The following is a 20,559-nucleotide window of genomic DNA, read 5'->3' as shown; positions in this document are numbered from 1 at the left end:
GCCATTTTACGCGCAATTTAATAAGCCCCGATAACATATTTTCCTATGAAATCAAGCAAAAATTGAGCCATAAAAATTGAGCCAACACATAAAACGCCCATTATCCCAACAATGATTTTGCCAAGCGTAGAACAATGCGCGAAGTTACCCGCTTCATCATTTGATACTTGGCTATTTGCTACTTGAGATTTTGCAGTGATTGCACTAGAGTCTTTAGAATCTAGCAAAAACATTGCCACAACTAAGCGCAAATAATAAAATCCAGCAATCGCACTATTTATCATCATTATAAGCGCAAGCCCTACAAATCCTCCACTATACGCACTCATAATCGCCAAAAGTTTGCCCCAAAAAACACCAAAAGGCGGAATCCCTGCCAAAGAGAGCATAAAAATCGCACCCAAAAACGCTTTTAGCGGGGAAGTGCGCACAAGTCCATTAAACGCGCTAAAAGGAATGTCATAAGGTGTTTTTGCTGAAGTTTTTACTAGGGATTGTATTTTACCAGCGATTTTGGCGCATTTGCAGTTTGACTTCGCACTAGACTCATCACAAACGCCTTTGGATTCTTCGCTAGAATCTTGCAAATTTAGCGAAGATTTTAGTGGGGATTTTAGCTCTTTTAGCCAAAGCAGTCCAAATATCCCTACATTTGTGATAATAAACATAAACCAATACAAATACAAAGCACTTAGGCTTATTTGTGTACCTATCATCACGCAAGCTAGCACAAATCCACTATGAGAAATCGAGCTAAAGGCAAGCATTCGCTTGACATCGTTTTGGATAAGTGCGGCGATATTTGGTAGCGTGATAGTCAAAACCACCAAAACATACATAGCAGATTCTAGCCAAATAATCCCCACTTTTAAAAACGCACCAAGTAGTGTGATAGCCACACTAAAGGCTGCGATTTTGGGGATAATAGAAACTACGCCTGCCATAATGGAATTTGAGCCCTCATAAATATCGGGCATCCAGCTATGAAACGGCACGGCAGATGCTTTGAAAGCTATGGCAGAGAGTATAAACACAAGTCCGCCAAAAAGCGCAAACACAGAGGTGTATTTGTCATCTAGCAGCATATCGTGGATATGGGCAATATCCATACTCGCACACGCAAAATACAGACACACCACCCCAAAGATAAAAAACACGCTAGCAAGCACGCCCATCACAAAATATTTAATCCCCGCTTCGATTCCCTTGCTCCTGCCATTTAGTGCAATAAGCACACACAATGATAGTGAGCCTATCTCTAGCCCAAGCAAAATCACCACCAAATGCGTGCTTGAAACCATAACATCAAAGCCAGCAATCATCAACAAAAATAGCGGAAAAAACTCTTTGGATAAAAACGACTTGTCAAAAAACTCTTTGCAGTCTAGTTTTTGCAATGCGCTTGCCCCCGCATTTGCACCAAAAAGCACAATAAAAATAAGCGCGCAAATCTCCATACTAAATTGCCCTAAGATGCTAATCCCATTTATATTGATAAGCCCAAAAAAGCTACTTCCTACTTTTAGGTTTAGGCTAAAAATCGAGCTAACACCCAAAAATAGCGCACTCAAAGCGACATTTAGCCCGCGTGAAAACACGCTAGAGAATACATTTATGAGAAGCAAACAAAGCGCACCGCATAGTAAAATCAGCACAGGCAAAATCGCATACACTTTTAGTTCAAAAATATCTAAACTCATTTGTTTTCTCCATTTACAGATTTTGTAGCACTTGGGTTTGCTACACTAGGTGTGTTTGTGGGATTTGTTGGGTTTGTAGGATTTGGTGCAAAATCTAGGCTAGATTCTATATGTTCATCATTGCTTAATTGCGATGATTCTTGGCGATTTAGCGCGTCTATATCACTAGACAAAATCACCTCCTCTTGTAACTGCAAAATATCACTTGGTATAGTTGGGATTATCTCTGCTTTGCGCGAATATGGATAGAGGCTGTATTCTATGCGCTCCTTGCTTTTGTCGTTATGAGTGCGCTCATAGGCGATTTGGAGGGTGGATTGGGAGCTTGTTTCTATGGGCTTTAGGATTGGCTTAGGATAGACACCAAAAAATATCACTAGCCCCGCAAACACCGCCATAATGCCCTTTTGACAAGAATCTATATCTTTGAAGTTGGTAAGATTTTGGTTTTTTATCTCGCCAAAAAAGATTTTTTTATACAAAACTAGCATATAAGCCCCAGAAATGATAATAGTGAGCCCACCAAGAAACGCGATGATAGGATAATGCTCAAACACCCCAAGCAAGCTAAAAAACTCCCCTACAAATCCTATGCTAAGAGGCAATCCCACATTTGCCATCATTGCCACGCCAAAGATTCCACAAAGCACAGGGGCGATAGAAGCTAGCCCACCAAGATTTGCGATTTTTCTCCCCTCTAGTCTTGCTTTGTTTAGCCCTGCTTCATCAATAGAAGCAAAATCTATCAGGGCACAATTTTTTGCGTATCTATCCTCAATAATCCCCACAAGCATAAATAACATAGCACTTACCACGCCGTGAGCAAACATCATAAACACCGCTCCCCCTACCCCAATCACACTAAAAGAAAACACGCCAAGCACCACCACACCCATATGTGAGATAGAGCTATATGCTATCACTTGTTTTATGTCTTTTTGGGCATAAGCTACTAGCCCACCATAGATTATCATCACTAGCCCAAGTGCTAGCACAAGTAGCTGCAAATCCACGCTAGCATCAGGAAATAACGGCACGCTAAATCTCACAAGCGCGTAAGTTCCCATTTTTAGCAATAGAGCTGAGAGCAAAATCGTGCCGATAGTCGGGGCATTGCCATAAGCCTTTGGTAGCCAAGAGTGAAATGGAATCATAGGGATTTTTACTGCGATAGCAAAGAAAAACGCCAAAAATAGCAAGCACTGATACTCACTAGGCAAACTAAAGGCATACCAATCACTAAGCTCAAAACTCCAAAATCGATTGTGCAAGAAAAACAAATACGCATAATAAATAATGCCTAGTAGCATAATAAGAGAGGCAAAAAATGTATATAGGAAAAATGTAAGTGCGGCTTTGATATTTTCTTTTCGCTCTGCACTTCCCCACACACCTATCATATATAGCAGTGGCAAAAGTGAAATCTCCCAAAAAACATAAAACAACAACACATTTTGCGCACTAAATACGCCCATAAGTATGCCCTCTAGCGCAAGTAGCGAAGCGATGAAATGATTTGGCAAGATGCGCTCTGCCATATATATCGCACACAAAAACACCACAATCCCACTTAGCACCACCAAAAATAGCGAAATCCCATCAACCCCTATATGATAGTGAATCCCAAGCGATTCTACTAGCACGAAATAGTGCTCAAACTGCAACTGCGGGCTTGAGGAGTCAAACCCTATCCAAAGCCCAAGAACCAGCACTAGCTCAATAGCACTTGCCACCACGCCAAAGATTTTTGCCACTCTCTCTTCAAGATTGAAACTTATCACACTTGCAATCAGCGGAAAAGCAATAATCACGGATAGTAAATATTCCATTATCTACCTCCAATAAATAAAAATACCACACTGCATAGCAGTAGTAGCACACCAAAGCTCATAAGTCTAAGTGAGCTACTAAGCGAGCCGTTTTGCAGCAGTGAGAGAATCTTGCTAAGAAATACTAAAAATCTCTCAAGTAGGCTAGTGATTTTTAGCATAATACCTTTTTCGATTTTGCACGCCACAAAATCACATAGCTTAGAAAATCCTTTGACAAAAACCCACTCATAGATTTTGGGGATATAGTATTGGTTTGATAGCAAATCATAAAGCAAGTTGTTGGGGGTTTTGTGAGTGGATTTTTGCGTGGTGTTTTGTGAAGTCTTTGATGATTTTTTCGCGTATCGCAAAACTGCAAAGATAATCCCACACGCACTCACACCAAGTGCGATAAGTGCCAAAATCTCTTCGCTCAAATCCCCGTGTGGCATTTCAAAAGGAATCGCTTGAGAAAGCAAGGCAAAAAAGCTAGTATTAAAAAACCCAGCGATGATAGCCAAAATCGCAAGTGGAAGCATTGAGAGAAGCACAAGGAGACTTGCTTCGTGCGGGGTAGAGTGATTATCCAAATGTGAGTTATGAGATGAGTCGTGTGCCAAGTCGCAAGATGAACCCTTGCAAAAGAAAACCAGCATAAACAATCTAAAGCTATAAAACGCTGTGAGAAATGCCCCAAACACGAGTAAAATCCACAGGATTTTATACTCTGCACTAAAGCTAAACTCCAAAATCAAATCTTTAGAAAAATATCCTGCAAAGGGTGGAATCCCACACAGCGCAAGATTGCCAATAAGCATAAAAATCATCGTGTATTTTAGTGGGCGAGCTAGATTGCCCATTTTTTTGATATTTAGTTCATCGTGCATTGCGTGCATTACATTGCCAGCACCCAAGAAAAGTAGCGATTTGAAAAATGCGTGAGTAAAGAGATGAAAAAGAGCGATTGAGTAAGCCCCAAGCCCAGCAGCTACAAACATATAGCCAAGTTGGGATAGCGTAGAGTAAGCAATAATGCGCTTTAAATCGTTGTTTACCACTGCCATAGAAGCTGCAAAAATCGCTACAAATGTCCCAAGATACGCAATAATCTCGCCAAAATGTGGAATCTCACTATACAAAGGATTTGCCCGAATCACAAGATACACGCCCGCAGTTACCATAGTCGCAGCGTGGATAAGTGCGGATACAGGTGTGGGACCCTCCATAGCATTTGCAAGCCAAGTATGGAATGGAAACTGCGCAGATTTCCCCATAGCTCCAATAAAAAGCAAAATCCCCACAAAAAGCAAAATCTTTTGACTTATCTCACTCTCATCAATGCTTCCAAACACCACTTCATACTCAAGCGAACCAAAGGCATAAAAAATCAAAAATATGCCAAGTAGCATTCCCAAATCCGCAATACGATTGCTAATAAATGCTTCTATACTTGCAAAATTTGCACTTGCTTTTTGATACCAAAACCCAATGAGCAAATACGAGCAAACGCCCACCCCCTCCCATCCGACAAAAAGTCCCAAAAAATTATCACTTAGCACCAAAAACATCATCGAAAACACAAAGCCACTTAGGAAGCTAAAATAACGATTAAATCCTTTGTCATCTTTCATATAGCCGATAGAGTAGATATGCACGAGCATAGAAACTAGCGAAATGGCAAAAATCATAACCGCGCTAATCCTATCTAAGCTAAAGCTAAAATCCACTCCAAAATTTCCCAAAACTAGCCATTCAAACAGTGAGATATTTACTAGCGTATAAGAATCTACCAAGCTAGATTCTGCCAAATGAGAATCTGCAAATTGCACTAAGCCACACACTTGATATAGCAGTATCGCACTTGCCACAAAAGATAGCCCCACAAAAAGTGAATTTATCACGCCAAGTGCTAGCTTTGGCTTGCTTGCAGAAAATAGCGCGGCAAACACACACCCACATAGTGGTGCAAATAGCGCGACTAAAAGCAGTGCTAGATTTTCAAAATTTTGCATTTTACCCCCTCATTTTATTTAGCGTGTCAATATCAAGGGATTTTGAGCCACTTATACCACTGCGATACCACAGCAGCACCAGCCCAAGCCCGATAGCCACTTCGCTAGCAGCGATAGCGATGACAAAAAGTGCGAAAATCTCGCCATTTGCATCGCCAAACATTCTGCCAAGCGCGACTAGAGCGATATTTAGTCCATTTAACATTATCTCGCTTGAGAGAAATAGCATAAGGATATTTTTGCGTCTAAGCATACCAAAAAGCCCTAGTGCAAAAATAAGCGTAGCAAGAAACAAAAAATGATGAATGTTTAGATAAGTGCCAAAATGTGTAGATATTGATTCCATTAGTTTTCTCCTTTTTAAGATTTTGGGATTTTGGTAGATTTTGGGGTGGATTTTGCCTTTTTGGCACAATCTTGCGAGTTAGATTTGCTATTCAGATTTGCTTCTATGTTTTCTTTTATTTGCGCTAGAGCATTAGAGTGGATAAGCGCGTTTAGATTGTCTTTTAGACCGAGTGCCACACCACCGATAAGGGCGACTAGAAGCAGCACACCTGTAATTTCAAATGCGATTAGGTATTTGCTAAAAAGCACTCTGCCGATACCAAATGTATTTGGTTCATTTATGATGATAGTGGATTTTTCTAGTAATACATTTTGGTGGTAGATAGGAAAAGCAAAAAGTGCTAGTAGCAAAAACGCTATCATAAGCACCATTATGCAAATCCTCATTTGCCCATTGTAGTGCTCTTTTATGCCCTGTGAAATGTCTAAAAACATAAGCCCAAAAGCATACATAACTATGACTGCACCTGTATATACAGCGATTTGCACCACACCCAAAAACTCCGCACCCAAGATAAAAAAGAAGCTTGATATAAAAATCATTCCACTTGCAAGGGCGGTAAGGGCATAAAGGAGGTTGTTTGTAGAGATGACTACAAAAAACGCGCTAAGTGTCAAAAACGCAAAAAGATAAAAAGCAACGGCTTCAAACATTAGTCATCTCCTTTTTGGGCTTGTGGATTTTGAGCTAAATCTGTGCTAGATAATAGCGAATTTTTATTATCCAAAGTAGAATCCACTCCGTTTGGTTCTCCATTTGGATTGCTACTTGATTCATTACTTGTCCCATCTAACAAATCAAACGCCACAGGTGTGCCTTTTAGCCGTTTATCTGCACCTTGTGAGATACTGCCAAATCCGCTAAATTCTACCAAAGAATGCGCTCTAGCTTCCTCCTTGCTTACAAGCAATTCGTTTTTGGTAGCAAACTGCGCTCTAGCCTCGCTCGCGTTTTCAAATCTCTGCCCCATAACGATAGCTAGTTCTGGGCACACCTCCGCGCAAAGTCCGCAAAATATGCAACGACCTAAGTTGATACTATAAGAATCGATTTTTTTGCGATTATCCTCCCCTCTGTGTGTGATGATTCGTATGCAGTTGCTTGTGCAGATTTTTTCGCATAGACCACAGCCGATACACCGCTCATTGCCTGATTCTAGCAGTCTCTGCAAGCTATGAACTGCGCGGTAGCGTGGAGAAAATGGAATCACTTGGGCTGGATAGTGGATAGTCGCAGGAGCGGATACAAACTCTTTTAGCGTAAGTCCAAGACCCTTTAGCAAGTCAAGTCCGCATATTCTTTTCACACTTTTTGCAAACGCACCAAACGCGCTTTTGGGTGGTTTGTTGTGAGGTATTAGCGCGTAGTTTTTATTCATTTAGATTCTCCTAACTTTGTAATTATAGCAACATTATAACGCCTGTAAAAGCTAAGTTTAATAACGCAAGTGGAAGCAATACTTTCCAGCACATACTCATCAGCTGGTCAGGGCGAATGTGTGGGAATGTCGCCCTAGCCCACATAGCCAAAAATACAAAAAAGCAAACCTTTAGCACGATAGCTAGCCCACCGGGGATAAACCATAATGGGGCATATCCACCGCAAAATATAAGCGAAATCACAAAAGCAAAGGCAAATAAATGAGCATATTCTGCTACAAAAAACATTCCCCATTTAAGCCCACTATACTCCGTGCAAAATCCTGCGACAATCTCGGCTTCGTGCTCTAGCAAATCAAATGGCGTGCGGTTTAGCTCGGCATAGCTTGCTATCAAAAATATGATAAAAGCTAGTGGTTGCTTAAAAATCAGCCAATCAAAAAATCCGCCCGCTTGGTAGTCATTCATAGCTACCAAAGATAGTGAGCCTACAAGCATAAGCGGAGGTAGCACACTAAGCACGGATACAACCTCAAAGCTAAGCAGCTGCACGCACGCCCTAGCCGCTCCTAGAAGTGAATACTTTGAGCCACTTGATAGCCCTGCTAGAAGTGGTGCGTATATCCCCACCGCCCCCACAGAGAGGAAAAACAATAATCCGACATTTATGTCTGAAATGATAGGCGAAACCCTAAGCCCAAAAATCTCTATATCTCCAAAAAACGGAATAGGAGCCATAGCGATAAATGCACTCATCATTGCTATGACAGGTGCTAGCATAAATATCAAGCGATTTGCACCTTGAGGGCAAATATCCTCTTTGGTAAAGAGTTTTACCCCATCGGCTAGGAATTGTAGCAAACCAAAAGGTCCCACATAGCTAGGTCCAAGCCTGCGCTGAAATCTCGCTAGCACTTTGCGCTCAATATATGTGCCAAACCCACCCAAAAACGAAAATACTAGCACCACTACTAGAATCTTTACAATCGTTTCAATGACAAAACCGCTCATTTTTGCTCCTTAATTTTCCTTTAAGATATTTTGCTTTTATTTGCTTTTGGATTTTTGCTTTGGATTACGCTTTGGACTTTGCTTATGACTTTGTGCCAATAAGCTAGTTTTTATCCTCTGCATATCTCATATCTTGCCTACTTTATGGGTGTCGCACTCAAATAATTACTAGAGATTTCCTCTGCAAAAATCCCTCCAGCCAAAACTTCCCTAGAAAAAATATAAGGACTAATAAGCCAAATCTTTTGAGAAAGCCCATAATCAATATATGCCCGCGCTTTGATTTTGCCAAAATCTTGTGTTTCATCTATGCTTTTTATTCTTAGGCAAATCTCTTCCCCCTCTTTTAAGCCAAGCTCCTCAAAATACTCCCTAGAAGTGTAGAATCCATCTTGTTGCTGCATATTTTTATCTAGCACAGTTTGGGTATCAAACAAATTTTGTGGGAATGAAAGATAGGCGTTAAACTTGCTCATCTTTTTGGATTTTGCCCTTGCCTCTTGTGCGCTAGATAAATCACTAGAAAAAACGCGTTTTAAATCACTAAAATCGCTTATAGATTCTAGTGTGTAGCCTCTTTTGTCCTCGCCACTTTGCGTGTAGTGATTTTTTAGTGAGCTATGTAAGATTGCCTGATAGCCTTTATCTTTTGGTAGCTCCAAAATATAGCCTGCTAGATTCTCACACACTGCGTAGCTTAGGGCAAACTCCCTATCTTTGCTTGCTACAAATTTGGCAATATCACTCAAATCAAATCCTGCAAAATCTAGCACGCGATTTATCGGCAAAACTCGGCTTTCATAGTTGGTAATGCTAGCATTCATCTGCGAAAAAGAGGGCAAAATCAAATGTGGCTTTGTGGCTTTGTCATCTGTGGCTTTGTCATCTGTGTCTTTGCCACGATATTGTGCGATATGTCCCTCATCATCACAAAAATAGCTATCCCACACCCACTCCCCATTAGCACGGATTCCTATGGAGTTTTTTAGCGCGTTTGTCGTTTGTGGTGCTTCTAGCGTGCAAATTCTTGCGATTCCTGCGACATTTGCACCATTTGGGATTACAAAGACTTTTAAGCCAAATTTTTCTAGCAAACTTAAGATTTCTACTATTAGGCTAGATTGCTCTCTAGATTCCCTCAATATCGCATTTAGCACTTCAGAGCCCACCACCAAGCTAGCACCACAAAAGCTAGATTTTTCACTTGATAGTGTGCCTAGCAGGGCAGTGGCGATTTTGGCAAAATCATCTAGCTCTATGCCCGCTTCTTGCAATGCTTGATAGATGATTTTTGGTGGTGTAGCTTGTGCGCTAGGTGGAGTGCCAGAATCTATGCCTTGCTGTGCTTGGATAGAATCTGTGCTAGACTCTTGCTGATTTTGCTCTTTATTTGCCTCTTCTTTTATTTGGATTTCTTGCTGTGTGCTTTTTATGTGCTTTAGTGCATTTGCCACCTCGCCTGCGACACTATCATTTTCATTTGCAATCTCATTTGCAACCCTCACACCAAAATCCTTATACGCGCTCTCTTTGTCATCTTTATCTACTTTGCAGGCTTCTTGCAGGGCAAAGAGTAAGCCTAGCAGTGCTTCCCCCTCACAATCCGCGCCATAGCTTATGCTCTCTACCGAGCGAGAAAAGCTGGCAAGCAAAGTATCAAAAATAGGATTTACATAAAAAAACTTCACTCCCTTTTGAATACGAATAGTGTTGTTTATGGCGTATTGGAGCTGTGGGATATGCAATCTTACGCTCGCACCAAGTGCGATAATCACGCTAGATCTTTTTAGCTCTTGCAAGCTATGATTTAGCGGAAGTTTGCCTAGAAGTCTTTGGTATGCGTAAGCCTCAGCATTGTAGATTTTTAGCCCAAAATGTGTGGCTAGGTTTTGAGTGATTAGGGCTTCTTCGTTGGTGGCTTGTGAGCCTATATGTATGGATTTGGCTTTTTGCAATGCTTCTAGGGCATTTTCTAGCACTTCGCTTGAGTGAGTGCCAATCGCTTCTTTGCTCTCGTCAAAATGTGAGTGCAAGCCAAATCCAAACCTAGCCGCCCCACAAATCGGTGCGAAGTGAAAATCATTTTTTACACGATAGATTTTGCTTTTGCCCTCTATGTCGCAATGCCGTTTTTCATAGATGACTTGACAGCCCGCTGAACAATGCGTGCAAGTGCTTGGGATAGACTTTAGTTCCCACGCATTTGCTGTGTAGCTAAAATCTTTGTAAGTAAGCGCACCCACAGGACACACTGCTATGCACTCACCACAATCTATGCAAGGTGTCTCGCCTACAAATTCGATTAGAGATTTTTGCTTTTTGCTCCACACGCTATATGGGTCTTTTTCCATTTTGTCTTTATACTCATCGGGGGAGTGTAGCTCGGCTTTGTTTGCCTTTAGCTTTGCTTCGCCTATGTTGTCTTTGCAAGTGGTTACACATCTCTCACACACGATACAAAGATTTGGGTCATACTCGGCTTGTGCCCAAAATTTGGAGTGCTTTTCATCATCAGGCAGGGCAAAATCTTGATGAGATACTTTTGTGTAGAGGGTTAGATTTTGCAATTCGCACTCCCCGCTTTTGTCGCACACACCACATTCTAGCGGGTGATTGACATCATAGGTTTGCATTATCATTTGTCGCTCACGCCGAATTGATGGCGTATCGGTAAAAATCTCTAAGCCGTCTTTTGCTTTGGTGTTGCAAGTATATACGCGTTTGCCCTCTGCATTTTCGCCCATACACATTTTGCAAGCAAGGGTTGGAGAACAGCCAGATAGATAGCAAATCGTAGGGATAAATATGCCATTTGCGCGAGCTACTTCAATGATACTATCGCCCTCCTCACATTGCAAGGCTTGATTGTTGATTTTTATGGTAATTAGATTTTGGGAAGTTTCTTTTGTGCTTTGCCCTAGATTTGCTTGGCTCATATTTTCTCCTTTTGTTGCGTTTTAGCTGTTGTTTTGTAGTTTTTGTAGCTATTTAGATTCTCACACTTTGTAATGTGTGAAATGGATAGAAATCCACACTAGCTTCTTTACTAGCACCTTGTGCCACACCCACTACACCGCGCAAATATGGCACTTCTACCACTTCATAAGATATATTTTCATAAGGCGTATCTTGATTTTTTAGCGTGATTTTATCGCCATTTTTGCTTTTGGCTAGGGCTAAAAACTGCTTTGTGGCATAAATCCTATAATCCACAATATCTAGGGCATTTGGCGTGAAATACACAAACGCACCATTACTCTCTGGCAAATCCTCTAAACTAGATTCTAGCCTATCCAAAAAGGCTAAATCTGTGAAATCCTCCTTTGTGCCGAGATTTTCAAGTGCTTTATCATTTGTGATGATTGGTATGCTTGCTACATTACTAAGCAAGCCCAAAACCTCATAAATCAGCTCTTTGTCTTTGTGGTAAGCAAACGCATTTCCTAGAAAAATGCAGCATTTTTGCGCTTCCTCACAAGATTGCACAATGCTTTCTAGCTCCTCCTCGCTTAATGAGGACTCACTAGAGATATATCCAAAATCAAAGCTAGAAAATCTTTTTAAAACATTTGTAGCAAAATCTAGCTTTTCCCCCGAGAAACCCAAAATAGCCTTTGACAAAATCGCTTTTGCCAGCAGTGTGGCTACTCCTAGCTCCGTGCCGATTTCATATTGGATTTGCAAAGTGGAATCATCATAGCGCGTATCGGCTATGGGGTGCAAAATGATTTTTTGTGCCAAGCTAGATAGCGTGCTAGATAACGCGCTAGATTTGGCACTAAGGCATTTGAAGCTAGTCTGCGCTTCGTGTGGCATAGCACCCAAAATAATGGCAACTTCGCTGTGGGTTTTCACTATCTTGCTACCTCATATTGTTCGTTATTTACGCTTGACTTGCTAAGTCCGCGCTATCTGCTTGGCTTGCAAGATTTGAGTCTTTTCTCACTACAAGCGTCCAATCGCAGTGATTGAATCGCACCGAGTTTAGAATCTCACAGCCATTTTTTTTGGCAAACTCCGCGCTTTTTGCGACATTGCTAAACTCGCCTAGCTCAAAAAGCAAAATCCCAACTTCGCCATTTTGCAAGCGAGATTCTAGGATTTCACCCATCTTGGTATAAAAATCCGCTCCTAAATGTCGCAAATCAAACCGCTTCATTTTACTTCCTTTTGTTTTTATCTGTCTACTTCGCCAAATATCGCATTGCACGAGCCAACTATGGTAACAATATCTGCGATATATTCTCCCACGAGCATTTCTTGCAGCAGTGCGGTGTGGGCAAAGCTAGGGGTTTTTATCTTTACGCGCTGTGGGTATGGGTTGCCCAAAGAGTGGATAAAAAATCCTAGCTCGCCACGAGGAGATTCTATGGGGACATACACTTCGCCTTTTGGTGGTCGCATACCCTGCGTAACAAGCACAAAATGCTGCATTAGCGAATAATTTTGTGTCATTATCTCTTCTTTTGGGGCAGAAATAAAGCTAGGTGCATCTGCCAAAAGCCCACCACCACGCAAGCCCTCACACTGCTTAGAAGCAGAGGGATATAGCGTGATGAGCTGCTCTAAAATCTTGCAAGATTCTCTAATCTCAAGCATATATAGCCTATATCTATCATAGCTATCGCCATTATGCCCCACAGGCACGCAAAAATCCAGCTCATCATATAGCTCATAAGGCTCTTCCTTGCGAATGTCATATTTTATTCCTGTGGCGCGAAGCATTATTCCGCTTGCCCCCCAAGATTTTGCTCTATCTGCATCTATCACGCCCACGCCCTCAAGCCTAGCTCGCCAAATGCGATTGTTATCTAGCAGTCCCTCAAAAAGTTCTACGCTTTTTTGCACTTCTTTTAGGAATGCTGCTAGATTTTCTAGCCAGCCTTGTGGAAAATCTAGTGGCACTCCACCTATACGGATAGCATTGTGTGTAAGCCTAGCACCGCAATAATCCTCCATTAAGTCAAGTCCGTATTCACGCGTTTTAAACGCATAGAGAAATAGTGAGAGTGCACCCACATCCATAGCGTGCACGGCGATAAAAAAGATATGCGAAATGATACGATTTAGCTCCAAAATCGTGGTTCGTATCACTTGGGCTTTGCGCGGGACTTCTAGCCCGATAAGTCGCTCCACACCGAGTGCGAACGCATAATTGTTGCTACTTGCAGCGATATAATCAAGCCTATCAGTTGTTGGCATAAATTCATTGTATATCATATTTTCAGCGAGTTTTTCTATACCTCTGTGGAGATAGCCGATTTCTGGGTGGGCTTTTTTGACTTGCTCGCCATCTAGCTCTAGGACAAGTCGTAGCTGTCCGTGCGTGCTGGGGTGCTGTGGTCCAAAATTTAGCACCATAGAATTATCATCGCGCTTTTCAAACGCTATGTTTTCAAATTGTGGTTTTAGTCGTGTATAGATTTGTGCCATTTTGTTTCCTTAAAATATTTTTCTTTCACTATTCTCTCTTAGGATTGTTTTTGCTAGATTTTATTTTCTTTTGCTTAAAATCTCTTTTTTCTCTTTGGAGATATTTCGCACAAACAGCGACTTGGATGCTTCTATATATAGTGGGTCGCTCTGCTCTCCTAGCTCATCGATTCTAGCGAAGTTTCTTACCTCATTTTCATCGATTCTAGCACTATCGCGCTGCTCTGCACCGATGACTTCTCTATACTCTTTGCCAAAGATTTTATCCACCTCATACCAGCTAGCGTATTCATCTCCCTGCAAAGGATATGAGCGCAAAAGCGGGTGTCCCACCCAATCACGCGGCATAAGTAGTCGCGATAGATTGGGGTGGTTTCTAAACCTTATCCCAAACATATCATACACTTCGCGCTCACTCCAAAGTGCTAGAGAAAAAAGCGAGTGGATAGAATCTACTTGTTCCACCTCATTGATAGCACATTTTATGCGGATTCTGCGCTTGTCCTTGAAGCTAGAATTTAACGCGTGAAGCTGATAAAATAGCTCAAATTGCCCGCTACTTTTATCTGCACCACTCTCATCTTTATCCAAAGCTAGCTTATCTATCGCACTCATTTCGCTCAAAGTCTCATAGCCTAGAGATTTTAGCCTAGTCAAAACGGGCAAAATATCGCTTGATTCTATCCACAGCACCGCACAGCCTAGCTCAACATAAGCTAAATCCACTTTGTGAAAATAGCTGATATGATTGTATATCACTTCCCAAGCACTACCCTCTATGGAATCTTTTGGCGTGAGAGCTGGCTGATAAAATCTAGGGGTGTGATATGAGTGTCTTTGGACATCTTTGTGAGGTTTGTGGCAAGTGGCTGTGTGAGTGCTTTGGCAAGTGGTGTCGGTGGACTGATAAGTATTTTGTGGCATTGTCTTTCCTAGAATAAAAAATCTAAAATAAAATCTCTATAAAGGCTTTGCTAAATCACGCGTCTAGGGTTTTTTAGGCTTTGTGGGGCTGCTTTGTTTGAGCGGATTTTGCGCTGAAGCACCAAGAGGGCGTATTGCAAAGTCTCTGGACGCGGGGCACACCCGGGCAAGTAAATATCCACAGGTATGATTCTATCTACACCTTGCACGGTGGCATAGGTGTTAAACATTCCGCCCGTGTTTGCGCAACTGCCCATAGAAATAACCCACTTTGGCTCTGGCATTTGGTCATATAGTCTGCGAGTATATTCGGCGTGCTTTTTGGTAAGTGTGCCTGCGATAATCATCACATCGCTTTGTCTAGGACTAGCCCGAAATATCGTGCCAAATCTATCAAAATCAAAGCGACTTCCCCCTGTCGCCATCATCTCTATCGCACAGCAAGCAAGCCCATAAGTGAGCGGCCAAAGAGAATTGCTCCTCCCCCAATTTAGTAGCTTATCAATCGTGGTTAGTGCGATTGGCAAGCTAGCATCACGCAGTGGCGTCATAGGGTTGAAATGCGCTGGGGCTTTGGGGGCTTGCGCAAAATGTGTGGAATGTGTGAAATGTGTGGAGGCAGAATGCGTAGAAATAGCAGGATTCATAGATTCCCCCCTTGAGTAACTTCTTTGATACTAGGCTTAATGCTAGCTTGTTGATTTTGTGGATTCCACTTAAATGGTTGGCTTGATTGACTTGAAGTGTGCCACTGCAAAGCACCCTTTTTCCACGCATACACTAGCCCGATGACAAGCAAAAGTATAAAACTTATCATCTCTATAAAAAGTAGCACACCAAAGCCATTTCCCAAAGCCTCTTTATACACCACTGCCCACGGAATCATAAACACCACTTCGATGTCAAAAAGTACAAAAAGCAATGCAATGATAAAAAACTGATGAGGGATTTTGGTGGGCTGCTTTAGCGGAGTGGGTCCGCACTCATAAGGAGCTAGTTTTAGTTTGTCGCGGGATTTTGTAGCGAGCTTGCGTGAAATAAATCGCTGGATTTTTAGCGTGTAGTTAAATGCAATAAAGCTAAACACAAACAGCACAAACACACCAAAATACGCGTGTGATGAAGCTATATCGTTTGTTAGCAAATCACTAAATTCTGGCTTAAGTCCTATATAAGTCAAGTTATTGGTAAAATTATCTAGGGTAGAATCTAGATTTTGCAAATTTTCATCTAGTGGCATTTATATTCCTTTTGTTTGGTGCTTTTTAGCTGTTGTTGTAGCGTTGCTCCTAGCAATGTCTAAGCCAATCTAAGCCACTGCTAAACGAGCTAGATTATAACCAAAAGTGATAAAAAAAAACTTAACCTTATGGAATTTGCGTGTAGAAATTCTCATTAAAGTGTCAATTTTACACATTTATTTTTGCTTGTTAGATGATTTTGTTTTGTGGCTAATGTATTTGCTTCAAAGACAAAGCGCAAAATCCACGATTTTGGCGTGTTTTGGTAGTTTTTGATAAATTTTATTATATAATGCTAGTTTTTAAGTAATTTTTAAGGAGAATATGATGAAATATCTATTAGTTTGTAATTTTGAAAAACCTTATAAATCTATGTCTTCTAGCGTATCAGTAGCTACAAAAATTGCAAATATGATGATACATAAATGGGGGGGGGGATTTGCTTACATTTCTGTGGCAATCTTTTTTGTAGCAATGCTTGGGCTAGGACTCATAGCACACGCAGCGGATGAGCATATCACTAGCTATGTCCCATCCAAACAATGGAATGCGGATTCTCTATATGTAGATAGGGGTGGCAATATCGGCACACTTACCACAAATAGTGGCACTGTGCGCCTAGTAGAAGTAAATAGCGGTGGAAATATCACAAACTACACCGTAAATGGCGGCACTGTATCTACTATCACTATAAATAGCGGCGGACAACTATCGCTAAACCACGCAGGTGGAGTGATAAACACACTAAATCTAAATGGCGGGATAATCCCTTACTTTGAAAACACCTCTGGCGGTGGAGCGACAAAACAAACCATAAATACTATGAATGTAAATGACGGACAAATCGGGCTAAACTTCGGCTATCATCTAAATGGCAATATCAATAACCTAAACATAAACAAATGGACGATTGCTATCTCTAGCGATGGGGCAACTTGGGGAACAAAAACACAACATACCTTTCAAGGCAGAGGCTACACAGGAATCCCAAAAACTCCCGTAGAGCATATCTATCTAAATGGCGATGGGATAAATGTCTCTAGTATCACAAAAGGTGGAATCATCGTAGGAGTGGGTATAGGTGAGAGTGGAAGTGGGGCAAAAGTAGGCGATATATATGAGTATAGCAAAATCATTGCAGGTGGCAAGGGCGTAACGCCAAACTTTGATAGCCTAACCCCAACTCCCGGAATCAGGCTAATCCCTGCAAGCACGGCGGGGTTTAGCCTAGAAGCTGATGTGGCTAGCTCTTATGGGATTACTATCCTAAAAACCATAACCCTAAGCTATATGCGCAAAAATACAATGGTGTCAAATGTGCTAGATTCTCTTATGAAAAAAAACTTCCGCTCCACACCTAGCAAGGCAAATCAGCCCAAAATCTATGAGCAACCCTCTGCTAAAACCCCACCGGGCGCACCACCAAGATATGCTCCACAGATGCGCAAACTTGCAACAACCTCAAGACAAACAAGAGGCAAAGCAAGACTAGAGAAAAAATTTTTATCTTATGAAAAAAACAAAAATCATATAGGATTTTTTGCACCTTATGGTGGGCATAGCTACTTTAGCGATGCAAGCGTATCTAGGGCGCACGAATTTGTAGGAGGTGGCATAGGAGGAGTGCAAAAAAATCTAGGACAAAAAGGAATCTTAGGTGGCTATCTAGGCTATGAATACTCCTACACTCTAGCAGATGTATATACCCAAAACATAAATCTACAAACCCATAGTGTCCAAGTCGGTGCGACTTATTTCAATTCAAAAGCACTAAAAAGCAAAAGTTTGAGAGAATTTTATTTCAAAGGAATCTTAAGAGGCGATATGAGTGTGCCATTTTTTGAGACAAGCACTTATGCAGGTGCGCTAAAAACACAATCTTTTAACTACGGATTTGGAGCAGATGCAAGGATAGGCACAGCTTTTTATCAAGAAAAAGCCGCTAGCTATATCGCCCCAGAGCTAGGGATAAGCTATGATTTGATAATATTGCCAAGTTTTCATCTAAATAAAGAATTTATAAACCAAGCAAATGAGGATTATCCCATTCATCTTTGGCATTTCCCGCAGATAAATTTATCTTTGAGAGGAATCAAAAGTTTTGGCAAAAGCGGAGGCTTTAGAATGTTTTGGCTACTTGGTGGCAAATATAATATCCTAAACACTCAAAAAGCGAGCTTCACAATAGCAAACTTGCAAAGCAAGGGCGATATAAATCTACCAATTGCTTATGCAAATTTGGATTTGAACTTTGTGTGGAGCATACATAAAAACCACGAGCTAACCTTAGGCTATGGCGGAATCTACTTTGTAGGTGGATTTTCTAGGCAATCTTTGCAAGGATTTTCTAATGCTCTCTCACTCAAATACGGCGCGTGGTTTTAGATAAAATTACTAAAAAATCAAGCTAAACTTGGAAGTGGTTTTGTAAGATGATACTAAAAAACTAAAAATGCTTGAGTCTAAATATTTATTTGCTAAGGTGGCTTATCACACTCGCTATCGCAGGCTTACTGTTGCTAGCTTTGATTATGTGAGTGTGCCAAATCGCCATATTTGTAAAATGGATTGTTTTTAGTGATTGCGTTGCTTATGATTTTCACTCCAAAACTAATCACTAGATTTCGCGCTTGATTGTGTTTCTAGCATTTTCACACCCGCTTTTTTTAGTATAGCATTATCCTCCTCACTCCACTGCCCTAGCCCACGCTTTATGGACTCTATCACGCAGTCTATCCCACCTGCAAGCGAAAAAAGCCAATACTTATGATAATACAACCACTCTAGTTGCTTTGCTTTTAGCGCGTCATCATCTTGGGTGTATGTCGCTACGACTTTGGCTATGTCTAGCTCTTGATGAAATATATAGGACTGAATCGCATCCAAAAAATAGTTGGTAAATTTTAGCTCACTAAAAAGAGATTTTATCCCCTCTAGCTGCTCGCTCAAATCGCTTAATTTGTCAAAATCTATCCTATCTAGCTGTCCTTTTTTGTTTAGCTTTTCTACCTTTTCTAGCTCTTTTACAAGTCGCAAAAACAACCTCTCTATGCGCTTTTTTTGCTTTGTGCCGTAGTTGATTATATCTAGGCATTTTTTGTAAGCTAGGATTATATTTTTTTGGCTTATCTTTTGGCTTGGAGGGGTTAGATTTATGCTAGATTTTGGGCTAGATTTTATCATTTCACATACTTTGGCAAAGGGGATTTCTTTTGTGCCGTGTATGCGTGCGCCACCCTCTGTGGAGTTTATCACTTCCATGCCTTGCGTGTGGGCTATGTCTTTTTCAAAAAAATGCAAAAACAGCTTCCAAACCTTGCTAGTTTCTACCTCGCCTCCACCGCCGTATTTGGGTATCATTATACCCTCTTGCTTATATTGCCTCTCTTTTGTGCCATATATCGCATCTTGTGAGTGTGTGTTTCCATCATCGCCAAAAGCTAAATCCTGCCCGATAAACACGCACCGCTTAAATTTCGCTCCTCTAGCGATTTCATACGCCATATTTGCCGCGCTCATTCCCACACCTAGATAGCCATACTCGTGAAATTCAAAAAGGCTTGTGTAGCCAAATGGACGGAAGCTAAATTGCTTTACGCCTTTTGTTATAGCGTTTTTGGTATCGCTATGCACGATAGAAGTAAGCGCAAATATCACGCCCTCTTGGGCAATCTTTGGTGTATCGGTGTAAAATTTAGCACTTTCTTTTACGCGCTCTAGGCTTATTACGATGTCTGGCTTTATGCCGTGCTTATATAGGATAGGGAAGCTCGCGTCAATGCAAAGCAAAGTCGCATAAGGTGCGATAGATTTTAGCAATGGAAGCTGCTTGTGTAGGCTAGGACCTGTGGATATGATGATAGCCGTATCTCTACCGCGCAGTGCGCTATATAGCGCATCGACATTTGGCGAGCGCAGGGCATCGGGTAAATTTATTATATGGTGTAGGATTCCCACTAGAGAATCTTTTGCGTCATTTCCCACACTCACTACGGCTTGCTCAATGGCTTTGATAAAATAACCATTTATGCGCAAAATATCATCTTGGTATTTTTCATAGTAGTTGCACGAAAGTAGCAAATCATAAGTTTTCACAAAGATTCTAGCGTATTTGTTGCTATCAAATAGAGAATCTATGCGAATATAATTTGCCTGTTTAGAATGGATAATCACTAGCTTTTGACTTTGCAGCTCGCTTGAGAAATCAAGCAGATTTAGCACAATAAAAATAACCTCCAATTCTGGCTCAAATACGACAATGCGCTGTCGTTGTTCATTAAAAAGCAGCTTTAGTAGCACGCCATTTCCAAGCCCATAAATATACAAAAACGGATAATATGAGTAGCCTACTAATTCGGTGTTTTTTTGCATTATCTCATCTATGGGTTTGGAGAGATACATAGGAATGGGATTATTGGGGGTTGGATTATCGGAGGCTGGGTTATTTAGCACAGAATCATTTTGAGCTATATTGCTTTGTGTGTGTTTATCCAAAATCTCATTTGGATTTTTGCTTGGATTTTTATCTGTGTCGCCTTTATCGATGATATTATAATTAGCAGGGTCGCTATCCATAAACACTTCATATTTTTCATTTGGCTTGCAGTTTGTTAGCGCGCAAAAAAGTGCTGGGTCTATGTTTTGCAGGACAGAGAGATTTTTTGTGAAATTATCTAGTTGCATATTATGCCTTTAAGTA

General features: G+C 41.1%; 14 protein-coding genes and 2 pseudogenes. 1 reads left to right on the top strand and 15 read right to left on the bottom strand.

The features are described from left to right. Nucleotides 1–17: 17 nt before the first annotated feature. The 14 genes and pseudogenes from CQA40_RS00785 to CQA40_RS00720 form a co-directional block, all read right to left on the bottom strand. A complete protein-coding gene (locus tag CQA40_RS00785) occupies nucleotides 18–1,700 on the bottom strand; it encodes an NADH-quinone oxidoreductase subunit N (protein ID WP_115519095.1) in 1,683 nt (560 codons plus the stop codon). Beyond that, nucleotides 1,697–3,529 (bottom strand): NADH-quinone oxidoreductase subunit M, encoded by a 1,833-nt coding sequence (locus CQA40_RS00780; protein WP_115519094.1) that lies wholly within the window; start codon nucleotides 3,527–3,529, stop codon nucleotides 1,697–1,699. Before CQA40_RS00780 ends, CQA40_RS00785 begins: the two co-directional genes overlap by 4 nt. Next, the gene (nuoL, locus tag CQA40_RS00775) at nucleotides 3,529–5,523 is read right to left on the bottom strand and encodes an NADH-quinone oxidoreductase subunit L (protein WP_115519093.1); all 1,995 of its coding nucleotides are present in this window, start codon (nucleotides 5,521–5,523) and stop codon (nucleotides 3,529–3,531) included. The genes CQA40_RS00780 and nuoL overlap by 1 nt, the downstream gene beginning before the upstream one ends. 1 nt (nucleotide 5,524) lies before the next feature. Next, on the bottom strand, nucleotides 5,525–5,869 hold the full coding sequence (gene nuoK, locus CQA40_RS00770) for an NADH-quinone oxidoreductase subunit NuoK (RefSeq protein ID WP_023927622.1): 345 nt from the start codon (nucleotides 5,867–5,869) through the stop codon (nucleotides 5,525–5,527). A gap of 104 nt (nucleotides 5,870–5,973) precedes the next feature. Further along, a pseudogene (locus CQA40_RS00765) lies at nucleotides 5,974–6,525 on the bottom strand (NADH-quinone oxidoreductase subunit J); the annotation flags it as partial. Then, nucleotides 6,525–7,250: an NADH-quinone oxidoreductase subunit NuoI gene (gene nuoI / locus CQA40_RS00760; protein WP_115519091.1), complete on the bottom strand. Its 726-nt coding sequence runs from the start codon at nucleotides 7,248–7,250 to the stop codon at nucleotides 6,525–6,527. The pseudogene CQA40_RS00765 and the gene nuoI, both read right to left, overlap by 1 nt. Before the next feature lie 22 nt (nucleotides 7,251–7,272). Further along, complete coding sequence (nuoH, locus tag CQA40_RS00755) at nucleotides 7,273–8,262, bottom strand: NADH-quinone oxidoreductase subunit NuoH (protein ID WP_115519090.1); 990 nt, start codon at nucleotides 8,260–8,262, stop codon at nucleotides 7,273–7,275. A gap of 137 nt (nucleotides 8,263–8,399) precedes the next feature. Continuing rightward, nucleotides 8,400–11,198: an NADH-quinone oxidoreductase subunit G gene (locus CQA40_RS00750; RefSeq protein ID WP_115519089.1), complete on the bottom strand. Its 2,799-nt coding sequence runs from the start codon at nucleotides 11,196–11,198 to the stop codon at nucleotides 8,400–8,402. Between the two features lie 52 nt (nucleotides 11,199–11,250). Next, nucleotides 11,251–12,117 carry a hypothetical protein gene (locus tag CQA40_RS00745; protein WP_115519088.1) on the bottom strand — a complete coding sequence of 289 codons (867 nt, stop codon included), beginning with the start codon at nucleotides 12,115–12,117 and terminating at the stop codon, nucleotides 11,251–11,253. Between the two features lie 28 nt (nucleotides 12,118–12,145). Then, a complete protein-coding gene (locus CQA40_RS00740; RefSeq protein WP_115519087.1) occupies nucleotides 12,146–12,421 on the bottom strand; it encodes an NADH-ubiquinone oxidoreductase subunit E family protein in 276 nt (91 codons plus the stop codon). A 17-nt stretch (nucleotides 12,422–12,438) separates the two neighbouring features. Next, nucleotides 12,439–13,695: an NADH dehydrogenase (quinone) subunit D gene (gene nuoD, locus CQA40_RS00735; RefSeq protein WP_115519086.1), complete on the bottom strand. Its 1,257-nt coding sequence runs from the start codon at nucleotides 13,693–13,695 to the stop codon at nucleotides 12,439–12,441. Between the two features lie 60 nt (nucleotides 13,696–13,755). Next, nucleotides 13,756–14,619, bottom strand: coding sequence for an NADH-quinone oxidoreductase subunit C (locus CQA40_RS00730; protein WP_115519085.1), 864 nt, complete (start codon nucleotides 14,617–14,619; stop codon nucleotides 13,756–13,758). 50 nt (nucleotides 14,620–14,669) lie between these two features. Beyond that, on the bottom strand, nucleotides 14,670–15,170 hold the full coding sequence (locus tag CQA40_RS00725; RefSeq protein ID WP_034561064.1) for an NADH-quinone oxidoreductase subunit B family protein: 501 nt from the start codon (nucleotides 15,168–15,170) through the stop codon (nucleotides 14,670–14,672). Nucleotides 15,171–15,367: 197 nt separating this feature from the next. After that, nucleotides 15,368–15,763 (bottom strand): annotated as a pseudogene (locus CQA40_RS00720) (NAD(P)H-quinone oxidoreductase subunit 3); the annotation flags it as partial. 424 nt (nucleotides 15,764–16,187) lie between these two features. On the opposite strand from CQA40_RS00720, the gene CQA40_RS00715 reads away from it, so the two are divergent. After that, entirely contained in the window at nucleotides 16,188–18,245 is a 2,058-nt protein-coding gene (locus CQA40_RS00715; RefSeq protein ID WP_115519083.1) for a hypothetical protein, read from the top strand. A 225-nt stretch (nucleotides 18,246–18,470) separates the two neighbouring features. Here the strand turns inward: CQA40_RS00715 and CQA40_RS00710 are convergent, their stop codons facing one another. Next, the gene (locus CQA40_RS00710; protein ID WP_115519082.1) at nucleotides 18,471–20,543 is read right to left on the bottom strand and encodes a motility associated factor glycosyltransferase family protein; all 2,073 of its coding nucleotides are present in this window, start codon (nucleotides 20,541–20,543) and stop codon (nucleotides 18,471–18,473) included. Nucleotides 20,544–20,559 lie beyond the last annotated feature (16 nt).

The sequence above is a fragment of the Helicobacter sp. MIT 01-3238 genome, from assembly GCF_003364135.1.
In the GTDB taxonomy this organism is placed as follows: domain Bacteria; phylum Campylobacterota; class Campylobacteria; order Campylobacterales; family Helicobacteraceae; genus Helicobacter_B.
The sequence above is the reverse complement of the archived record's forward strand: the minus strand, read 5'-3'. Positions and strand labels throughout refer to the sequence as shown.